The following is a 16,144-nucleotide window of genomic DNA, read 5'->3' as shown; positions in this document are numbered from 1 at the left end:
AGCTTGACATTAAAATATAATACACATGATAAAGATTTAGTAGAATTAGCAGGTTTTCATGCTTACTTAGGATATGACAAATTTGACTTGATTAATATAAATGATAGTTGGTACGAGGTGAAAAATATTAAAGCTGATACAGTAACCGGCCTTAACGCTATTACGATAAAAAACCTCGATAACAATAACAATGAGCATATCGTAGTTTTCGTCGGAACTGATGTTAAACAACTAGAAGACGTTAAAACAGACATCTTTTTATTAAGCGATACAAATGTTCCACAGTTAGAAGCAGCAAAATTATATTATGAAGAAATGGATAAAAAATACGGAGTCGATTCTGTAACGGGCAACTCCCTAGGTGGTGCTCTCGCCAACAGAGTTGGTGTAGAATTCCCGCACGTTCGGACGGTCACCTATAATCCTGCCCTTCTACCGAAACATCAAGTCGAGGCAGATAAAGATTATGACAATATCACAAATTACTTTGGTGAATATGATATTTTAAGTGGTTCACTGATTAGTTTAGGACTTGATGACACCATATTCCGGGTGCAAAGCATGAAACATCATATAATGGCATACCATCTGGACCAGGTCCGTTCAATACCAAAAGGTTATAATTGTTTCTTTATCAGTTGCAGAAACTCGGCGAACAGTTAAACAACATGAAAAATTAAACAGATGAGTTAACAGAACACTTTCAATAGATGCCCAATCACAAATAGCCGCATTATATTCTTACATTTTAAATGAAATGAACTGAGAAATGCCAAATACAATTAGTTATAATATAGCTAGTTATTGGCCGTCAACTCTCAACTACCCCAATATACCTATAATCCTCTTTTTCCATCTCTTAATCTATACCATTTGATTCATTTCCGCATATAATCATGGATAACAATTGGTTTTATAACCATTTTTTTCTATAATATTTATTGAAGAACAAAAAAAGGAGGAAGCACATGCTCCATAAGAATAATATTATAGCTATTGTAATTTTATCTGCTTTACTATTAGGAGGCTGTAACTGGATGAGTGAAGTATCACCAAGTAATCAAAATGATAATGAAGAAATAGATAAAAAGGAAACAGATGACTTATATGTTCCTGTCCAAGAATACACCGGCGAAGAGTATACCTTACCTAATGGAAAAGAAACGGACCGCATTGCAAACGAAAATCGGAGAGAAATAGAAAAGGCAATCAAATCATTTTTTAAAGAAGATTATAAAACAGAGGTGAAGGTACATAACATCGTTGGGAATGTAGACGGGGGGGCGACAGTCTTTGTAGAGTCAGTTGGAAAACCACATTTCTATACGTATGCAATCATTCCCATTTCCAAAAATACAGAGGAGATAAGAATGAACGATATTTTTACTGAAAGCGGACAAGTTGAAAGGGCAATCATGGCTGGTGTTTATGGTATGGTAAATGAAAATGAATTTCAAAATTTAACGGATTTAATTGACGATGTAAAAAAAGCGTATAATGTTACAGGTATTAACAAAAAAGCTGTTCCAATAGGTGCCAATCGATATAGCAATGAATACTATTTTGTTTCGATACGAAAAAAAGACAACTTCGAAATAATACTAGAGAATTATTTAGATAATCCTCGGCGTGACAAAGAAAACTGGTCACAACTGATTAATATGGAAAACATAAAACCAGATGAAATTAAAATTTCAATAAAGTTATACATGGAAGAAGAAGGTGTTGAACCTAGCGAAGAAGCTTTCAACTATTTAGTTAAAAAAATAGAACAAGCAGATAATTTACCTAAAGGTCTTTATTCCGTACGCTTGCATGATAATAATATTAATATAAAATCCGCAAGTGGCAGTAAAGAAAATTCGCTTAAAAGAGCGAATCCTAATGACATTGTTAAAGAATAGTATAAGTTAGGTGGGATATAAAATGGTAAGTTACAAGATGAATAGTTCAGATACTGATTTAGTGGAATTAGCAGGATATCGTGCTTATCTTAAGCATGAAGCAGATGATATTATCGAGGTGAACGGTAATGAATATGAAGTAGTTAATGACAATTATAATAATCCAACAGGCTTAGATGCTTTTACGGTTCAAAATCTGGACACTTTTGATTTCACCGTAGTTTTCGTCGGAACTGATGTTAAACAACTAGAAGACGTTAAAACAGACATCTTTTTATTAAGCGATACAAATGTTCCACAGTTAGAAGCAGCAAAATTATATTATGAAGAAATGGATAAAAAATACGGAGTCGATTCTGTAACGGGCAACTCCCTAGGTGGTGCACTTGCCAATAGAATAGGGGGGGTGGAATACCCTGAAGTTCGAACAGTTACATATAATCCAGCTCTTCTCCCGAAACACCAAGTTGAGTCAGATAAAGATTATCCGAATATCACGAATTACTTCGGTGAATATGATATTTTAACTGGTTCACTGATTAGTTTAGGACTTGATGACCGCATTCCAGGTGCCAAGCATGAAATACATAACGGCATACCATCTGGAGCAGGTCCTTTCAGTACCATTGCCAGTAACCATACCGGCTATTTACGGGATACCAACGGCCAATATTATGAAATCCGACCTGAAGGTGGCCCTGGTTCAGGAAAAATATTTATCGATGCAGATGAACATATCGTGACAAGCATCTGGACAGGTAAACCGCTTTACGGGGGGGGCGACCATCACCCAATTGACATCACACCTGAAGCATTAGAAGTGCTGGCAAATGGTCTGGAAAATGCCGTTATCGGTCGTTTAGCAAAAGTAAAACAATATCTAGGTAATGCCATGGAAATAATTATAGCGGAACGAGCAAAAAGAAAGAAAAGAATTACTACAATGCAAGAAGCCTTTGATGATCTAGTAGTGGAAGAAATAGGAGATGCAGTATTTGAAGATATTACTTGGATGGGCAACATGCTCAAGTCAGAATTGCGATATTGGCATTCCGTCCTCAATCAAATAGAACAAAAAGCACAATATCTGAACATTCTCTTAAACTCTCCACCAGTGGAAGTACTGGAATTCCTCACAAAGAGAGATATCAATGTGTCTTCGTTAGTTGCAGAAGCCAGGCGACAATTAAACAATATAGAAAACAACATAGATGAGTTAACAGAGCAATTCCGATATATTATAACCGAAATCATACCTCAATTACTGCATGCAGGCTTTCAGGCTGGTGCCGAACAATGGTATGACACGGTAGTGGAGAAAATGAACGCCCATTTTGAAATAGTGGAGATCAATACGGAAAGGCTTCACCAACAAATCAATCGATTTAAAAGGCAAGTGCACGAAACAGGCAATCAGTTTGCGGCAACAGATCTTTCCATTGCGGAAGCTATCACAAGAAAACAAGACATTACTTCCAACCCATCCATCGCACCTCTTTCAGAAAGAACCACCTTAGAAACATCACCCTATTTAAAAAGTAGAATGCTTATAAAAGAGATACAATTGGATGCATCGTTTCAACTTTTAAAAGTAAATGTTAATAGTTTAATTATACCTGTCGTACATCTATTACATCAGCTTACCTTAACAATAGAACATACCTTAGAAAGCATATCGGCTGCAGTTAAGATGGCTCCCCCCCATCTGTACTTTACCGTTTCATTGCCCGGAAAATTTATTGCGGCCTTTTCCAACTTCGACGAAAAAGTGCATGGTGCTGTCAACAATGTGATGGAACCGGTTGATACACTGGCATCAAGAGTGGAAGGAATCCGTGATGGATTGCAACGTTTGCAACTGAGACTACCAGCGATCTTAGATCGATTCCGTCCGTATATCGAACATGCCATTTTTGACAATTATCGCTATCATGAGGTTTATTTATATAATCACGCAGCCTTAGCCTTATTAAAGGAAACAGATATCTTATTCAACGATATCAATACGCAATTAGCAAATGAAAAAGCGAAAGCCATTGATGAACTTCTTCTAAATGGCGAAGAGATTGATAAAAATTACAAACTGTTAAGTGAACAGGTGGAGCTGGGAACCTTATATTAGTAGAAACTTTTATGGCTACAGAGCTACTGGAGGGAAACTGAAAAACCCTCCCCCTAATAGTTTGTGAAATTCGAAGATTAAGGATGACTCCTTAATCTTTTTTTAATCTTTTGCGATACATTTCATATAGAGGCATAATCAAAGTGGAACTGTATTCCCATATTTAAAATGAAATATGAGCAATTCACCTATAATAGATTCAGATTGATTATAGGTATTTACTAGTATTGAATGTTAAGAGAAAGCGTTACTGCAGACCATTAAACATATACTCTTTAAGCCTATGTTTATCAATAAGAGACAAAGGGTAAAAAAAATATATAACCCAATTCCAATAGAAGGATGAGCACTATGTCAAGAAAAGCACAGTATCAACCTATAGGAGGAAGTGGGAACGAACCATCAGCCGCTCAGGAAGTTATATATGCAAAAGAATTCAAAAAAGCAGATATTGCTGGTGGATATCGAAAACCTAGAGTAAAAGAAGCTAAACAGGAAAATCCTAACCTTAAAAGATAGGTCATCTAAAAGCAGCTTTCTTAGCTGCTTTTTTTTAAGAAAGCGATCCAGATGAACATAAAAATCCACTGTAAATAAGTGGTCTATTGATTCCTCTCATATATCCGAGCTATATTTTACTAAATATGGTAAAAATAACGAAATAACAACACCGAAAAGAAGAATTAACACTAGTCCAACAACCATCGATACAGGATTGAATGAAATAAAATTATTTAATACCCAACCTAATAACAGCATCGGTATAAGCAGAAGCATAGATATATGTCTAGATCGTGAAGCCACATCATGCTTTGTACCACACTCACTGCATTGTATTGTCCTAAAAGAAAACCATAGTGATCTATAGATTATTTTCCAGCCAAATTGATGTTTACACACATTACATCTTAATAGTGTCATAAAGTACCTCCTCAAATCAACAGCAACCGTAACATATTACACATATACCTACATTCATAAATAATCTGTAGCAACTTTTTTAGAATTCTATATCAAAGGACAACTCTCTAGTCCAATAATCAACAATGACATTTGCATGTTCGAGAACAAGTTCATTTTTAAAATACTTATAGCTATTAAGATAACCTATCCGTATTTACCTCTGTCCAACTCTTATTCTCTTCATTTAATAATATAAACAATTCTTCATCCGTTAAGTGATTCTGTGTATTAGTCAGTAACATGATTTTTCTGTCTTCTTCAGAATACAGTAGCTCTCTTTGCCAGTAAAAGTATCTTGGACCTTCTCCTATCACACGGATATAACCCATGAGTTTTATTAATAAATAGGCCGTAAACTTAGTATTATTTAAGCAGTCATTCACATAGAAACCTTCCCAAATCCCATACTCACTATTTCTCATCTCTGTATTGGCTTGTGCGAATTTTCCAGAAGCATGACCTGCTTTTAAAAAAGCACTCATATATTTTTTGTCATTATAGTATTCATATGCTTCACAAAATTCTAACACACCCTAGATACAAAATAAGTGGATTTTTGTTTGTAAATAGATAGTGGAATCAAGCAACAACTTTTGCTCATCTGTCAGTGTCTTACTAACCTTTTCGCATGTTTCATATAATCTGGCAAATGACTTTAAACCTTTTTGACAAATTTCTTTAAAATATTCCACTTGTTTGTTAAACGCGATATTTCCTGTCGCCCAGGTAAAATGGGTTGCTATATTCTGTTCATTTTCCATCCATTGACTTGCTAAAACTCTTACACCATAATTATAAAACTGCTCGCCGGCATGGTCATCTTCATGTTCTAAGTATTTAATCGTAGCATTAGTGTATTCTGCAAAACATTCTGCAACACCCTCAGCAGCATCAAAGTATTCGGTCACATCGAAGTAATGCTTCAAAGGTCATTTCCCAAAATTCATCAGAATCATTTTGCTTTGTCACATAATCGATCAATACCTCATCATTGATAAACCAGCCTCTGTATTTAACTGCTTTTTTTAGGGAAAAATAGGATTTAACAGGAACTTCAATTTTTTCGGTTTGTTTAATCCCCCCCTGATCCATCCAGAACCAAAAAGGCTTTATATCCAGAAAGTAACTACTTATAAAAAGCAAACCATAGATAAATCCAAGATCATCTGATGCTCGTACTTCTATAATGTCTGTAGATACTACCACCATTCGATATTCCTCTTCTGACAGCACGTTATCTTTTACTAATCTAATCTGATTATCAATCGTCTCCTTTAGGGTAAACTTCTTGTCTAAATCGCGTCTAAGAATCTTGATACCGTTTAAGATAGGCTTTGAGTCTAAGTTCGATTTAATTGAGGTACCTTTATTTAAACAAAAATAATTATCCATAAAATCACCTTTCTATTTAGGATGTCATTATTATGATTGCCTTCTCCAAACTGTATATTTAAACCGATTTCATTATTTCACAATGAAACGGATTTCAGCGATTTGGTTTATTATTAGTCTAAGCTAGTTTTTAAATATTTTTATTATAATTAACCGATTAAAAATTATAAATATCCGACTATTTGCACGGTGTATCACCTTTTAACAAAAAAGGTCTACGGCTTCGTATAATTTAGCAGGAATCAGAGAAAATAAAGTGAGACTGCATCAGTGGGAGTTTTTGAATCCCACTGATTGTTAGCGAAACTTATCAGGATGTTTACCGTCCGTTTATCCTCCACTTTGCTTCATTGCTTATGTTCCAATCTTGAAGTCGGGGTTTTACGAACGGTTACGCCGTGATAAATGGTAAGTACCAATCAAACTTCTGTAGCAATACGCTTACAAATAACAACATAACCATGGAGGGGGTTTTATTCGAATCAGCCTTATCAGTGCCCTAAATGTAAAACAAACCGTTCACGTTTTAATGTAATTGAACAAGTTGCCAAACCCGTAAAATTAAACACAACTACTGGAGAAGTGATCAATAATTACGAACAGGACCCGTTAGAATCCTTTCATGTCGCATATAACGGCCCTGACAGGAGAATACAATGTGGTGTGTGCAGCTTAATTGAGGATGAAAACACCTTTATAAAGTATGCTCTAATAAAATAACTAATCATGGAGGTTGAATAAACATGACCAAAAATCATAAAGGACCAAAACAGCAGGAACAACCCGATTTACCAAAAAGCGCACAACAGCCCTACGGTGAACCATTAGCAGGATCGCATAAAGTGAAAAATAAAAACCATTCCCGCCAAAAGCATAACCCATCACATGGCATGTGAGAAACCCGTGCAATAGAAGGTATTGGCGGTAGGAACTATTCTGCAATCTGGTCCAAATACAGTAGTAAATGAAAATAAAATGGGAAGAAATGAGCCCAGTCCATGAAAGTTGAAAAAACATAAGAAATGCTGTGGTAATGATAGCAATTGATTGGTTGTCAGAGTAGCCATCTAGAATAAGGAATTCTTCACGGGATATTGTCTTCGCTTGACGGGATAACTCTCTCGCTTCACGGGATACTTACCACGCTTAGCGTGATATAATGTCTTATCCCGCCAAGCAAACAATATATCCCGTGAAGATGAACTTTTCAACAATCAGATGCAGGTCGACTAAAAATGGTCACATCGCGTTAGTGCACTTCAACCCTTTATATACAGCTGTTTCATGTGCTTTGTTCATTCAAAATACTACAATAGCAAGGCTTTCTTACTTTATAATAAAAAATCCGCAACTTCTTGAATAATTGGAAGTTGCGGATTTTTATTGCATAATATAATGCAATCACAATCGTGATAGTAGCTATCAAAGTGAACAATTTGTATTTAATTGGTATATAACTCCTTCCTTTACTATGAAGGGTATGTCCTTTATACCAAAGTTATATTTACTTCCTAATGAATTCTGCCAGTTTTGAAATTGTACGACAACTCTTCTAACATCGGGGGGGCAGTTTTCATATCTCAAGTTATTTAATAAGCAGAATTTTTAAGAATTACATTTTTTTGTTACCTTTTTGAATCTTAATCGTTTTATAAATGAAGGGAGGAGCAAATGAAGGAATCTCTCGATACAATTTACCATAAATATTTTTACGATATATACCGTTTTTTGCTTTCCTTAAGTAAAGATCACTATACTGCTGAAGATCTAGTACAGGAAACATTTTTTCGAGCTCATCTTAACATTGAGCATTATGATGGGGGAAACAATTAAATCTTGGTTGTTCACTGTAGCATACCGAGTATACATCGACTATTATCGTAAACATAAACGCATTGTGGTGAAGGAACAAGGCTTTTTCGCAACGCTCTTTGATAAAAAGAAATTATTATTGGATTCTCTCGTAACAAAAGAAGAAATGAACGAGATTGTTACTTTACTAGATCGTTTACCTGATAAACATAAATACGCTGTGTTGCTACATGATTTTCATGGATTAACTCAACGTGAAGCGGCAGAGTGATGGAAATCCAGCAAAGTCATTTTAAAGTGTTGTTATTCAGGGGCAGGTCGGCAATTAGACGGAGAAAGGCGGAAGAAAATGAGTAGTGAATTTAAAAAGAAACTAGAAGCCTATGAAAAAGATGAATTATCTGGAGCAGAACTTGAAGCATTTGAAAAAGAATTAGATAAGTTTGAAGCATACCAAGAGTCTCTAGAAGAGAATAATCCAAAACAGGAAAAACATTCGAATAACGATAAGAAGCAGAAAAAAGTATTACGACGTGGTAAATGGAAAGCAAGATTTCAAACAGCATTAATGGCTTTTGTACTATTTATAGCATTCACTATACTTGCGACGATCTTTACTGCAGTTTATTTCTCATGGGGGGGAAAACCGGATCGGTTAGAGGTATACCGAAGTATTATTGACCATACGCTTACAGTAACAGACCCTTATGGTTATATGGGTGGAACAAGTACAAATACCAAGGCTTACTTTGGGTTAGAAGCGACAAGGGATCTAAATAAAATGGTAGGGCATGAATCTATTCAAGTTGGAGAATTAAAAGTGGATTTCTTGCTTTCATTGATGGCGATACCTGAGGAAAAGCAATATGGACGGAAAAGCCAAGATCAACCAGTATTCACCTATCCTGAAACAGGATCAAGAGGGATGTCTGATTGGAACCAGTTGGAGGATTTGCCTGAAGGTACCGTAGTTTCTGCCTATGTTTCTTTTACTAATTCACTTGAAACGAAACAAGTGTTTGAATCATTTCAAGGCAAAAATATGGATTTACTTTGGCTGGCAGTTGATACAGGTAGTGAAAATAAGGCTTTAGATGAAGGAATAATATTTGACCCAATCGGTTTTCCGAGTTTCCCCCCCATTTGGCATGACAATGACTTTATTGTAACGGAACATACAGAAGAAAAGTTTGGCTGGTTTGGAGGTAAAGTAGTTAGTGAAAGTGCGGTTTCACCCGATTATGAAGAAGACGATTACGGGGGGGTGATCCAAGAACAATTCATGAAAACATTGCACTTCTTAGAGCAGCATGAGAGTAAAGCAGATAAATTAGTATGGGGTGAGCTGAATCTAAGCGAACAAATCAATTATCTAAACGAAAATGGTTTCCAGCACTATGGAGCAGTTATAACAGGTCCAACTAAGGAAATATTACAGTTGCAAAATGAAGACTGGATTGCTGCATTAGAAGTTGATGAAGTAGCATTTTGGAACTGGAATGAACAATGAATACTCCCCCCCCACTCAATTTCTAATGAAATTTATAAGTGGGGGGGGAGTATGAGTGTTGGGAGTTGACACATTACTTTCCACACTGCTATTACAGTGTCGTAATAATCGGGCCTTCCTTTGTAAGAATAATCGTATGTTCGTATTGAGCACAAAGCTTTCATCGGTCAGAAAGGTCCATCCGTCATCCGGCGATTGGAAAACTTCCTCTTCAAGTGTCGAGATAAAAGGCTCAAAAGCAATGACCATACCATCTTTTAAAATTTCATCATCCCAGCGCGAATAGTAATTTAAAATATGGTCTGGTGCTTCATGAATCGAGCGCCCAACACCGTGCCCAGTAAGATTTTTTATGACAGTTAGCCCATGTTGTTTTGCTACATTATGTACCGCTTTTCCGAGAGCGCTTTTTTTCGCTCCTGGTTTGGCCTTCTTAAGTCCAGCATCGAATGCTTCTTTCACAACATCACATATTTTCTGCAAAATTGCCTCTCCATTCCCAACAACAAAGGAAATTCCAGTATCTGCGAAATACCCGTTTTTAGAACCTGAAACATCAATATTGACAAGGTCCCCCCCTTCTTTAATGGTCCGCTTCCCAGGAATCCCGTGCGCTACTTCTTCATTTATGCTAATGCACGTATACCCAGGAAAATCGTACTCTCCTTTTGGTGCAGATTGAGCTCCTGCTTTTTCAAACATTTCTCCTGCCATTTCATCGAGTTCTTTTGTAGTCATTCCAGGTTTAGTGCGTTGGACTAATTCATCTCGAATCGCCCCCCCGCAAATTTTACCAATTTCTTTCAATCCATTAAAATCCGCTTCCATCTTTGCAATCATCGTGGTACCTCACTTTTTAGATTATTTTATGGTAAACATCTCTCATTAAAAAGGACAGAAGCTTGGAATAAATACAAGCTCCTGTCAATGTTATGCTCTTCTGAATCCCTCTTCTTCCAGAAAGGCTCTAGCCTCATTATATGAACGAAAGGTACCATCAAGATTTAGACCGGCATAAACGTTCCACAAATCCCCTTCGTTCACAAGAAGGAGCGAGTGTTTTTCTGAATTAATCCATCGCTCTTCTTCAAATTCCTCTACAATGGGAGCTTCAGCGCCTGATGTTAGTGCCAATGATTCGATTGACATTTGAATGAGTGTACGTAATTCCGCTTCAGAAAAGTCTCTTATATTAATCATGCCTTTGTGATCTGTATCATAGTCACTCAGATATTCTGCATAAACAAATCCATTTCCATTAGGATGCAGATGATACACAACATTCTTTTTATCATCAGCACTTTCTTCATAATGAAAATTAACTCGATTCATCGATACGTCATGTCTTGTTAATTCAGGGAAAGATTCAATGATTTTTAATTTTTGTTCAAAAGTTAACATGTTACCTCCATTTTTGATTCAGATAAGATTAATCTAAATTATACCACTAAAATTGAACATCACCAAAACCTGCGAAGTAGCTTTAGAAAAAAGTGTTGGAATAAGCGGTTATCCAGCATTCTGGAAAAAAAGATTGCTTGTTTATGGTATCTTTGCTGAACATCTTATTTCTTCACGGGAAATGTTGTGCTGTTGACGGGAAATAGTGTCGGCTTCACCGGAAATATGGTGATGTTCACGGGAAATACCCTTTTATCCAGTCAAGCGAGATACTTTTCCAGTGAAGCGAAAGGTATTTCCCGTGAAGAGAGCAATATCAAATATTGAAGTACTATATTTTACTAATAGTCTGTTTAAATCAAATGGTTCAGTTATAATTTAATACAGGACATCAAAAATCCAATTCCTGTAAATTACTTTCAATTAGGAGCAGTATGCCATCGATGAGTATATGTTCAACTATTGCACCCCCCCTGTTGCTCAACAACTGTCCTTAATTAGGTCTTCTTTAAGTCATTTCTATTATTTATTCGATGGACAAACATTGCAATGATACCTATTGGAACTCCAAACAAGATGTACATGGCTATAACTGGAATTATACCTTCGATTGTCATAGTGTTATTCAGAATGATAACAGTAAGCATAAATAAAGTTATGAAGGCAAAAAACAAGCCTAATCCCCTTCTTTTGCTGTGAAAAGAGGAAATTCCATTTACTAACGAGTTTGCTGTTACCACACCTAAAATTAGTTGTAATAACGGTTGTAATAATAAGTCGCCATTTTGTGTAATTAAAGAAAAACTGGCAAAAAGTGCAGTGATAAATCCAATAATGGCAGAAAACATTTTTTTGTTTAACAAAGACTCTATCTCCTTTATCTATGGGTTATGGGTAAGGTTGGGATTGGCTATCCGTTTTTGATAGAGCTATACTAGTTAGCTGTGGTCCAAATAGAGAAGTTTATTTTCGATTGATCAGTGATATGATCAAAATAAGTAGCGCTAAAACCTAAAATAAAACATGAAATTTTAGTTATTACTTTATTCTTGAAAAAGTTCTTTGTATTCAGGCAAAGTATACTCGTCAGTTTTTATCACAGTCCATTGATTATCTTCCTTTTTCAAGAAGACTTTCATTAAATATTCGCCGCCAGATTCGTCGAAATCATTTCTCAAATAAGCAATGTTTCCGTGAACCAGGACGATTACTTCATTATCATTTATTGCGTTCGCTTTAATTTGATCATAGCTTTCAATATTGTAATTGGCATCTAACAAGTCAAATCCTTGATTTAAGGATTCAACTTCACTTTTTTCTACGTTAATTCCTTGTTCAAGATCAATATTCTCTTTTAATTTTGGGTACCTTTCCCAGAGAATATGTATATCCTTATTTATCATAGCTTGCGTTCTATAATACATATACTCTCTTACAGCATTTGTATATTTCACCCAATCTGATGATTCAGGTTCTACAAAACCTTCTATATCCTTATTTAAATTAAGTTCATCCGATAATACTGCATTTTGCTGGCACCCTAATAATGTCAATAATATAAGAACGATTAAACTTCCAAAATGAAACTTCTTCATATTATTTGTCCCTCCTTAAATTATAAGACGAACGGTACATAGCATAAGTTTCAGAATGAATATTCATTATCACTTAAAAATTACATTACTATACCAAATGAAAATAAGCAATTCAATAAGGTTGCAGCGGATATTTTTACGTTTTATAACTATGCTTCACACTCTCATCAAATTTATTTCCTAATATGACTATATAAGTTAAAATAGCTGTATGCTTAGATTTTTAAGTTCCAAGATTAAGGATGTGAAGTATTGAATTATGTAGCTATTGACTTTGAAACGGCAAATCAATCTCGATTTAGTCCTTGTGCAGTGGGACTTGTTGTTTTTAATAAAGAAGAAATTCTTGAAGAGTACTATACGTTAATTAACCCAAACATGGAGTTTGATCCATATAATACGATGATTCATGGTATCACAGAAGAAGATGTATTGGGCGCACCCACTTTCAATGATATCTGGAATGAATTGCATGCCTATTTAACCAGTCATCTCAGTATCGCTCACAATGCAAGTTTCGATATGAGCGTGTTGAGATATACTTTAGATCATTTTGGCATAAAATACCCAGAGATAGACTACTTATGCACCTGTATTATCTCCAAAAATGTATGGCCAGGATTAATAAATTATAAATTAAACACACTTGCTGCATTGAAAAACATAACATTCCACCACCACGATGCCTTAGAGGATGCAAGAGCAGCAGCTAAGATTTTTCAACATGCACTGATCGAAAGTAATGTAGAAGTAGCAGATGAGCTAATACAAAAACACAGATTAATTCCTGGTAAAATATTTGATGGTGGTTACACTGCTGCGAAATCACCAAGAAAGTCACGTGGTAAAAATATAGGTAAATCAACTAAATTCACAAATGGGATAACACCCTTCTAAAATATTAAATATTGGAGGAATTAATAATGGGATTTCTTGATGGATTAATGGGAAATGCTTCGAATGTAGACAAGAAAGAGATCATGAAGGAATTTGGGCAGTTATTTGTAGACGGAGAAGAAGTGAACGTAGCTTTTAAAGTAATAAGAGACTTGTTTATTTTTACTGATAGACGATTGATTTTAGTAGACAAACAAGGAATCACAGGTAAAAAAACAGCATATCATTCCATCCCCCCCTATAAAAGCATTTCACATTTTAGTATTGAAACAGCTGGCACTTTCGACTTGGATTCCGAACTAAAGATCTGGATTTCCGGTAACGTTGAACCACTCGTTTCAAAGACCTTTAAAAAAGATAGTAATATATATGATATCCAAAAAGTTCTGGCAGCTGTGAGTGGTTAAAAATAATTTATGAGTAAGCGCAAATCTAGTTTGCGCCTTTTTTGTTGATTTCTAGAAGGTGATTTTGCAAAGTCGACTGTTACAAAGCCACCTTCGTTTAAAGGTAGAATACTTAAGTTACGAACTTTACAGATCGACCTAGAAGACTAGCTTGAAAAACTCAGAGTTATCATTCGAACTCAAAAAAACTTTTCAACTTATGTATTTATAATATAAAATTTCAAATTTTGAAAAGCAAATATGAAGGATATGATAAACAAAGTCGTATTCGAAGCCCACTGAGCATCTTTATTACACCTGTCCTTCCGCTACTGCCGTATAATCAATCTCAAATCCCAGATCTTCAATCATTTTATGATCAACCGTGCTTTTTTGACCAGAAGTTGTTAAATAATCACCAACGAAAACAGAATTGGCTGGATACAGTCCTAATGGTTGAAGGCTTCTTAAGTTCACTTCCCTACCACCGGATATTCGGATTTCCTTCGTTGGATTAATAAAGCGGAATAAAGCGAGTACCTTCAAACAATAGCGGGGATCTAACTCCTCCGTTCCTTCCAATGGTGTTCCATCAATGGCATGCAAAAAATTTACCGGAATCGAATCTGCATCAAGAACTTTCAGGCTTCTGGCCATGTCGATTACATCCGCTTGCGTTTCCTTCATACCAACAATGACACCTGAGCACGGAGATATCCCTGCATCCTTGGCTGTATTTACTGTTTTAACACGATCATCATATGTATGAGATGTTGTTATATTGGGGGGGTGATGGGCCTTTGATGTATTAATATTATGATTATAGCGGTCCACACCTGCCTCTTTTAATTGTTGTGCTTGTTCCGGTTTCAAAATTCCCATACAAGCACAAACCTTCAAGTCATATCTCTCCTTGATCTCCTTTACAGAAGAGGCAACGGTATCAACTTCCCGCTTACTTGGACCTCTGCCACTAGCAACGATGCAATAGGTTCCCGCCTTAAGTCGATTTGCTTCGTCCGCACCACTCAATAAAGTTGTGCGATTTACCATTGTATATTTTTCCACAGGTGCAGTAGATAAAGAAGATTGGGCACAATACCCACAGTTTTCGGGACATAGACCTGACTTAGCATTAATAATCATATTTAACTTCACTTTATTGCCGAAATATTGGTGCCTAATTTTATAGGAAGCTTGTAATAATAATAAAAGTTCATCATCTGAACAGTTTAAAATTGCGAGTGCTTCTTCATCCGTAATTTCTTCTACTGCAATGACCCTGTCTGCTATTTCAGACCATTGATCTAACATGTTTCTTTTCCCCTTCCATATTTACAGTTTTTACAGAACCTATCAGGCAGGCATCTTTTTTTCTAATTTTCTCGCTTGCGATAGATAAACATTTCCATGAATACGGTATGCTAGTCCACCCGCTAAGACGGCAAATATGATATCTTTCGGTAACGGCGCTAGCATCCATAACCAAGCCATCGCATAACTAAATCCTTCTGGTGCACCAAACCATAATTGATAAGCAAAATACATCCAAGTCGTACCAAAAACGTAATTAATACTCATTCCTATCAAGGATGCAATCACGAAACTCATTCGAGTAGCTTTTATTTCTATTATTTTCCCGACAACATAGGCTACTAGAATATTAGATAAAATAAAACCGAACGTTGGGCTGAGAATATAAGATACCCCACCTGAAAATTGTGCAAAAACAGGTGCACCAGCTAGTCCAACCAATGCATAAACCGTCATGGAAATGGCACCTATCTGCTTCCAAGTAAAAGACCTGATAAAATACTAAAAAAAGTAGTCAGTGTAATTGGAACCCCTCCGACAACTATAAATGAAGTAATATTTGCCCCAATTGCCATTAATGCAGCAAATAAAGCTGCTAATGTAATATCCAATGCCCTTAATCTCATAATAATTCCATCTCCTTCTTTTACATAAATCCTAGGATCCTCGCAACTCCTAAAAGGGATTTCTAAAAGTTTTAATGAGTATAGAATATTTCATCTTTCTTTTATTGTCAACCTTTTAAATTAAATAGTTAACAATAATTAAATTAAGATGCTTCTTTCCTTTTTGAGCTAAAGGGTGGTTTATCTACAATAAGAATTTTACGTCTAAATGGTTCTAAAGAT

Annotated in this window: 18 protein-coding genes and 3 pseudogenes; 11 read left to right on the top strand and 10 right to left on the bottom strand. The window is 35.7% G+C overall.

Annotation, left to right across the window (positions count from 1 at the left end):
• Positions 1-3: 3 nt before the first annotated feature.
• From JCM21714_RS15195 to JCM21714_RS19955, 4 genes and pseudogenes are all read left to right on the top strand, one after another.
• Positions 4-611, top strand: a pseudogene (locus JCM21714_RS15195) (SA1320 family protein); the annotation flags it as partial.
• Between the two features lie 357 nt (positions 612-968).
• Positions 969-1,904 (top strand): DUF1672 family protein, encoded by a 936-nt coding sequence (locus tag JCM21714_RS15190; protein ID WP_035725600.1) that lies wholly within the window; start codon positions 969-971, stop codon positions 1,902-1,904.
• A 22-nt stretch (positions 1,905-1,926) separates the two neighbouring features.
• Positions 1,927-4,026, top strand: coding sequence for an SA1320 family protein (locus JCM21714_RS15185; protein WP_035725598.1), 2,100 nt, complete (start codon positions 1,927-1,929; stop codon positions 4,024-4,026).
• Between the two features lie 351 nt (positions 4,027-4,377).
• The gene (locus JCM21714_RS19955) at positions 4,378-4,545 is read left to right on the top strand and encodes a YfhE family protein (protein ID WP_148295063.1); all 168 of its coding nucleotides are present in this window, start codon (positions 4,378-4,380) and stop codon (positions 4,543-4,545) included.
• A 96-nt stretch (positions 4,546-4,641) separates the two neighbouring features.
• On the opposite strand, the gene JCM21714_RS24465 is transcribed toward JCM21714_RS19955, so the two are convergent.
• From JCM21714_RS24465 to JCM21714_RS15165, 4 genes are all read right to left on the bottom strand, one after another.
• Positions 4,642-4,947 carry a TIGR04104 family putative zinc finger protein gene (locus JCM21714_RS24465; RefSeq protein WP_035725596.1) on the bottom strand — a complete coding sequence of 102 codons (306 nt, stop codon included), beginning with the start codon at positions 4,945-4,947 and terminating at the stop codon, positions 4,642-4,644.
• A 176-nt stretch (positions 4,948-5,123) separates the two neighbouring features.
• Positions 5,124-5,471 (bottom strand): hypothetical protein, encoded by a 348-nt coding sequence (locus JCM21714_RS15175; RefSeq protein WP_235182944.1) that lies wholly within the window; start codon positions 5,469-5,471, stop codon positions 5,124-5,126.
• A 51-nt stretch (positions 5,472-5,522) separates the two neighbouring features.
• Positions 5,523-5,897 (bottom strand): hypothetical protein, encoded by a 375-nt coding sequence (locus JCM21714_RS15170; RefSeq protein WP_035725592.1) that lies wholly within the window; start codon positions 5,895-5,897, stop codon positions 5,523-5,525.
• Positions 5,881-6,381 carry a glycosyl hydrolase 115 family protein gene (locus JCM21714_RS15165; RefSeq protein ID WP_035725590.1) on the bottom strand — a complete coding sequence of 167 codons (501 nt, stop codon included), beginning with the start codon at positions 6,379-6,381 and terminating at the stop codon, positions 5,881-5,883. The genes JCM21714_RS15170 and JCM21714_RS15165 overlap by 17 nt, the downstream gene beginning before the upstream one ends.
• A gap of 534 nt (positions 6,382-6,915) precedes the next feature.
• Between JCM21714_RS15165 and JCM21714_RS22195 the strand changes: the two genes are divergently transcribed.
• The 5 genes from JCM21714_RS22195 (at position 6,916) to JCM21714_RS15150 (ending at position 9,703) form a co-directional block, all read left to right on the top strand.
• Entirely contained in the window at positions 6,916-7,101 is a 186-nt protein-coding gene (locus JCM21714_RS22195; RefSeq protein ID WP_084040892.1) for a DNA alkylation repair protein, read from the top strand.
• Between the two features lie 23 nt (positions 7,102-7,124).
• Positions 7,125-7,277: a small acid-soluble spore protein P gene (locus tag JCM21714_RS15160; protein WP_035725589.1), complete on the top strand. Its 153-nt coding sequence runs from the start codon at positions 7,125-7,127 to the stop codon at positions 7,275-7,277.
• A gap of 775 nt (positions 7,278-8,052) precedes the next feature.
• Positions 8,053-8,214 carry a sigma factor gene (locus JCM21714_RS24460; RefSeq protein WP_369403623.1) on the top strand — a complete coding sequence of 54 codons (162 nt, stop codon included), beginning with the start codon at positions 8,053-8,055 and terminating at the stop codon, positions 8,212-8,214.
• Positions 8,195-8,464, top strand: a complete 270-nt coding sequence (locus JCM21714_RS22190; protein WP_235182943.1) for an RNA polymerase sigma factor — start codon at positions 8,195-8,197, stop codon at positions 8,462-8,464. Before JCM21714_RS24460 ends, JCM21714_RS22190 begins: the two co-directional genes overlap by 20 nt.
• 78 nt (positions 8,465-8,542) lie before the next feature.
• Positions 8,543-9,703 carry an anti-sigma factor gene (locus JCM21714_RS15150; RefSeq protein WP_035725587.1) on the top strand — a complete coding sequence of 387 codons (1,161 nt, stop codon included), beginning with the start codon at positions 8,543-8,545 and terminating at the stop codon, positions 9,701-9,703.
• Positions 9,704-9,794: 91 nt separating this feature from the next.
• On the opposite strand, the pseudogene map reads toward JCM21714_RS15150, so the two are convergent.
• The 4 genes and pseudogenes from map to JCM21714_RS15130 all read right to left on the bottom strand — a co-directional run bounded on the left by map (position 9,795) and on the right by JCM21714_RS15130 (position 12,699).
• Positions 9,795-10,543: pseudogene (gene map, locus JCM21714_RS15145) on the bottom strand (type I methionyl aminopeptidase).
• Between the two features lie 90 nt (positions 10,544-10,633).
• Positions 10,634-11,104 (bottom strand): hypothetical protein, encoded by a 471-nt coding sequence (locus JCM21714_RS15140; protein ID WP_035725585.1) that lies wholly within the window; start codon positions 11,102-11,104, stop codon positions 10,634-10,636.
• 497 nt (positions 11,105-11,601) lie between these two features.
• Positions 11,602-11,967: a hypothetical protein gene (locus JCM21714_RS15135; protein ID WP_035725583.1), complete on the bottom strand. Its 366-nt coding sequence runs from the start codon at positions 11,965-11,967 to the stop codon at positions 11,602-11,604.
• 180 nt (positions 11,968-12,147) lie between these two features.
• Positions 12,148-12,699: a hypothetical protein gene (locus tag JCM21714_RS15130; protein ID WP_035725581.1), complete on the bottom strand. Its 552-nt coding sequence runs from the start codon at positions 12,697-12,699 to the stop codon at positions 12,148-12,150.
• A 252-nt stretch (positions 12,700-12,951) separates the two neighbouring features.
• Between JCM21714_RS15130 and JCM21714_RS15125 the strand changes: the two genes are divergently transcribed.
• A complete protein-coding gene (locus JCM21714_RS15125; protein ID WP_035725579.1) occupies positions 12,952-13,596 on the top strand; it encodes a 3'-5' exonuclease in 645 nt (214 codons plus the stop codon).
• A gap of 26 nt (positions 13,597-13,622) precedes the next feature.
• Positions 13,623-14,003 (top strand): PH domain-containing protein, encoded by a 381-nt coding sequence (locus JCM21714_RS15120; protein WP_035725577.1) that lies wholly within the window; start codon positions 13,623-13,625, stop codon positions 14,001-14,003.
• A 291-nt stretch (positions 14,004-14,294) separates the two neighbouring features.
• Here the strand turns inward: JCM21714_RS15120 and bioB are convergent, their stop codons facing one another.
• Together bioB and JCM21714_RS15110 are read right to left on the bottom strand one after the other, a co-directional pair.
• Positions 14,295-15,296 (bottom strand): biotin synthase BioB, encoded by a 1,002-nt coding sequence (bioB, locus tag JCM21714_RS15115; protein ID WP_035725575.1) that lies wholly within the window; start codon positions 15,294-15,296, stop codon positions 14,295-14,297.
• A 42-nt stretch (positions 15,297-15,338) separates the two neighbouring features.
• Positions 15,339-15,922, bottom strand: a pseudogene (locus JCM21714_RS15110) (biotin transporter BioY).
• Positions 15,923-16,144 lie beyond the last annotated feature (222 nt).

Origin of the sequence: Gracilibacillus boraciitolerans JCM 21714, assembly GCF_000521485.1 — a bacterium.
In the GTDB taxonomy this organism is placed as follows: Bacteria; Bacillota; Bacilli; order Bacillales; family Amphibacillaceae; genus Gracilibacillus; species Gracilibacillus boraciitolerans.
The sequence above is the reverse complement of the archived record's forward strand: the minus strand, read 5'-3'. Positions and strand labels throughout refer to the sequence as shown.

Bases quoted from the DNA above. Each gene is read 5' to 3' on its own strand.
- JCM21714_RS15190 (WP_035725600.1), top strand. From the start codon at position 969: ATGCTCCATAAGAATAATATTATAGCTATTGTAATTTTATCTGCTTTA.
- JCM21714_RS15185 (WP_035725598.1), top strand. From the start codon at position 1,927: ATGGTAAGTTACAAGATGAATAGTTCAGATACTGATTTAGTGGAATTA.
- JCM21714_RS19955 (WP_148295063.1), top strand. From the start codon at position 4,378: ATGTCAAGAAAAGCACAGTATCAACCTATAGGAGGAAGTGGGAACGAA.
- JCM21714_RS24465 (WP_035725596.1), bottom strand. From the start codon at position 4,947: ATGACACTATTAAGATGTAATGTGTGTAAACATCAATTTGGCTGGAAA.
- JCM21714_RS15175 (WP_235182944.1), bottom strand. From the start codon at position 5,471: ATGAGTGCTTTTTTAAAAGCAGGTCATGCTTCTGGAAAATTCGCACAA.
- JCM21714_RS15165 (WP_035725590.1), bottom strand. From the start codon at position 6,381: ATGGATAATTATTTTTGTTTAAATAAAGGTACCTCAATTAAATCGAAC.
- JCM21714_RS15160 (WP_035725589.1), top strand. From the start codon at position 7,125: ATGACCAAAAATCATAAAGGACCAAAACAGCAGGAACAACCCGATTTA.
- JCM21714_RS24460 (WP_369403623.1), top strand. From the start codon at position 8,053: ATGAAGGAATCTCTCGATACAATTTACCATAAATATTTTTACGATATA.
- JCM21714_RS22190 (WP_235182943.1), top strand. From the start codon at position 8,195: ATGATGGGGGAAACAATTAAATCTTGGTTGTTCACTGTAGCATACCGA.
- JCM21714_RS15150 (WP_035725587.1), top strand. From the start codon at position 8,543: ATGAGTAGTGAATTTAAAAAGAAACTAGAAGCCTATGAAAAAGATGAA.
- JCM21714_RS15140 (WP_035725585.1), bottom strand. From the start codon at position 11,104: ATGTTAACTTTTGAACAAAAATTAAAAATCATTGAATCTTTCCCTGAA.
- JCM21714_RS15130 (WP_035725581.1), bottom strand. From the start codon at position 12,699: ATGAAGAAGTTTCATTTTGGAAGTTTAATCGTTCTTATATTATTGACA.
- JCM21714_RS15120 (WP_035725577.1), top strand. From the start codon at position 13,623: ATGGGATTTCTTGATGGATTAATGGGAAATGCTTCGAATGTAGACAAG.
- bioB (WP_035725575.1), bottom strand. From the start codon at position 15,296: ATGTTAGATCAATGGTCTGAAATAGCAGACAGGGTCATTGCAGTAGAA.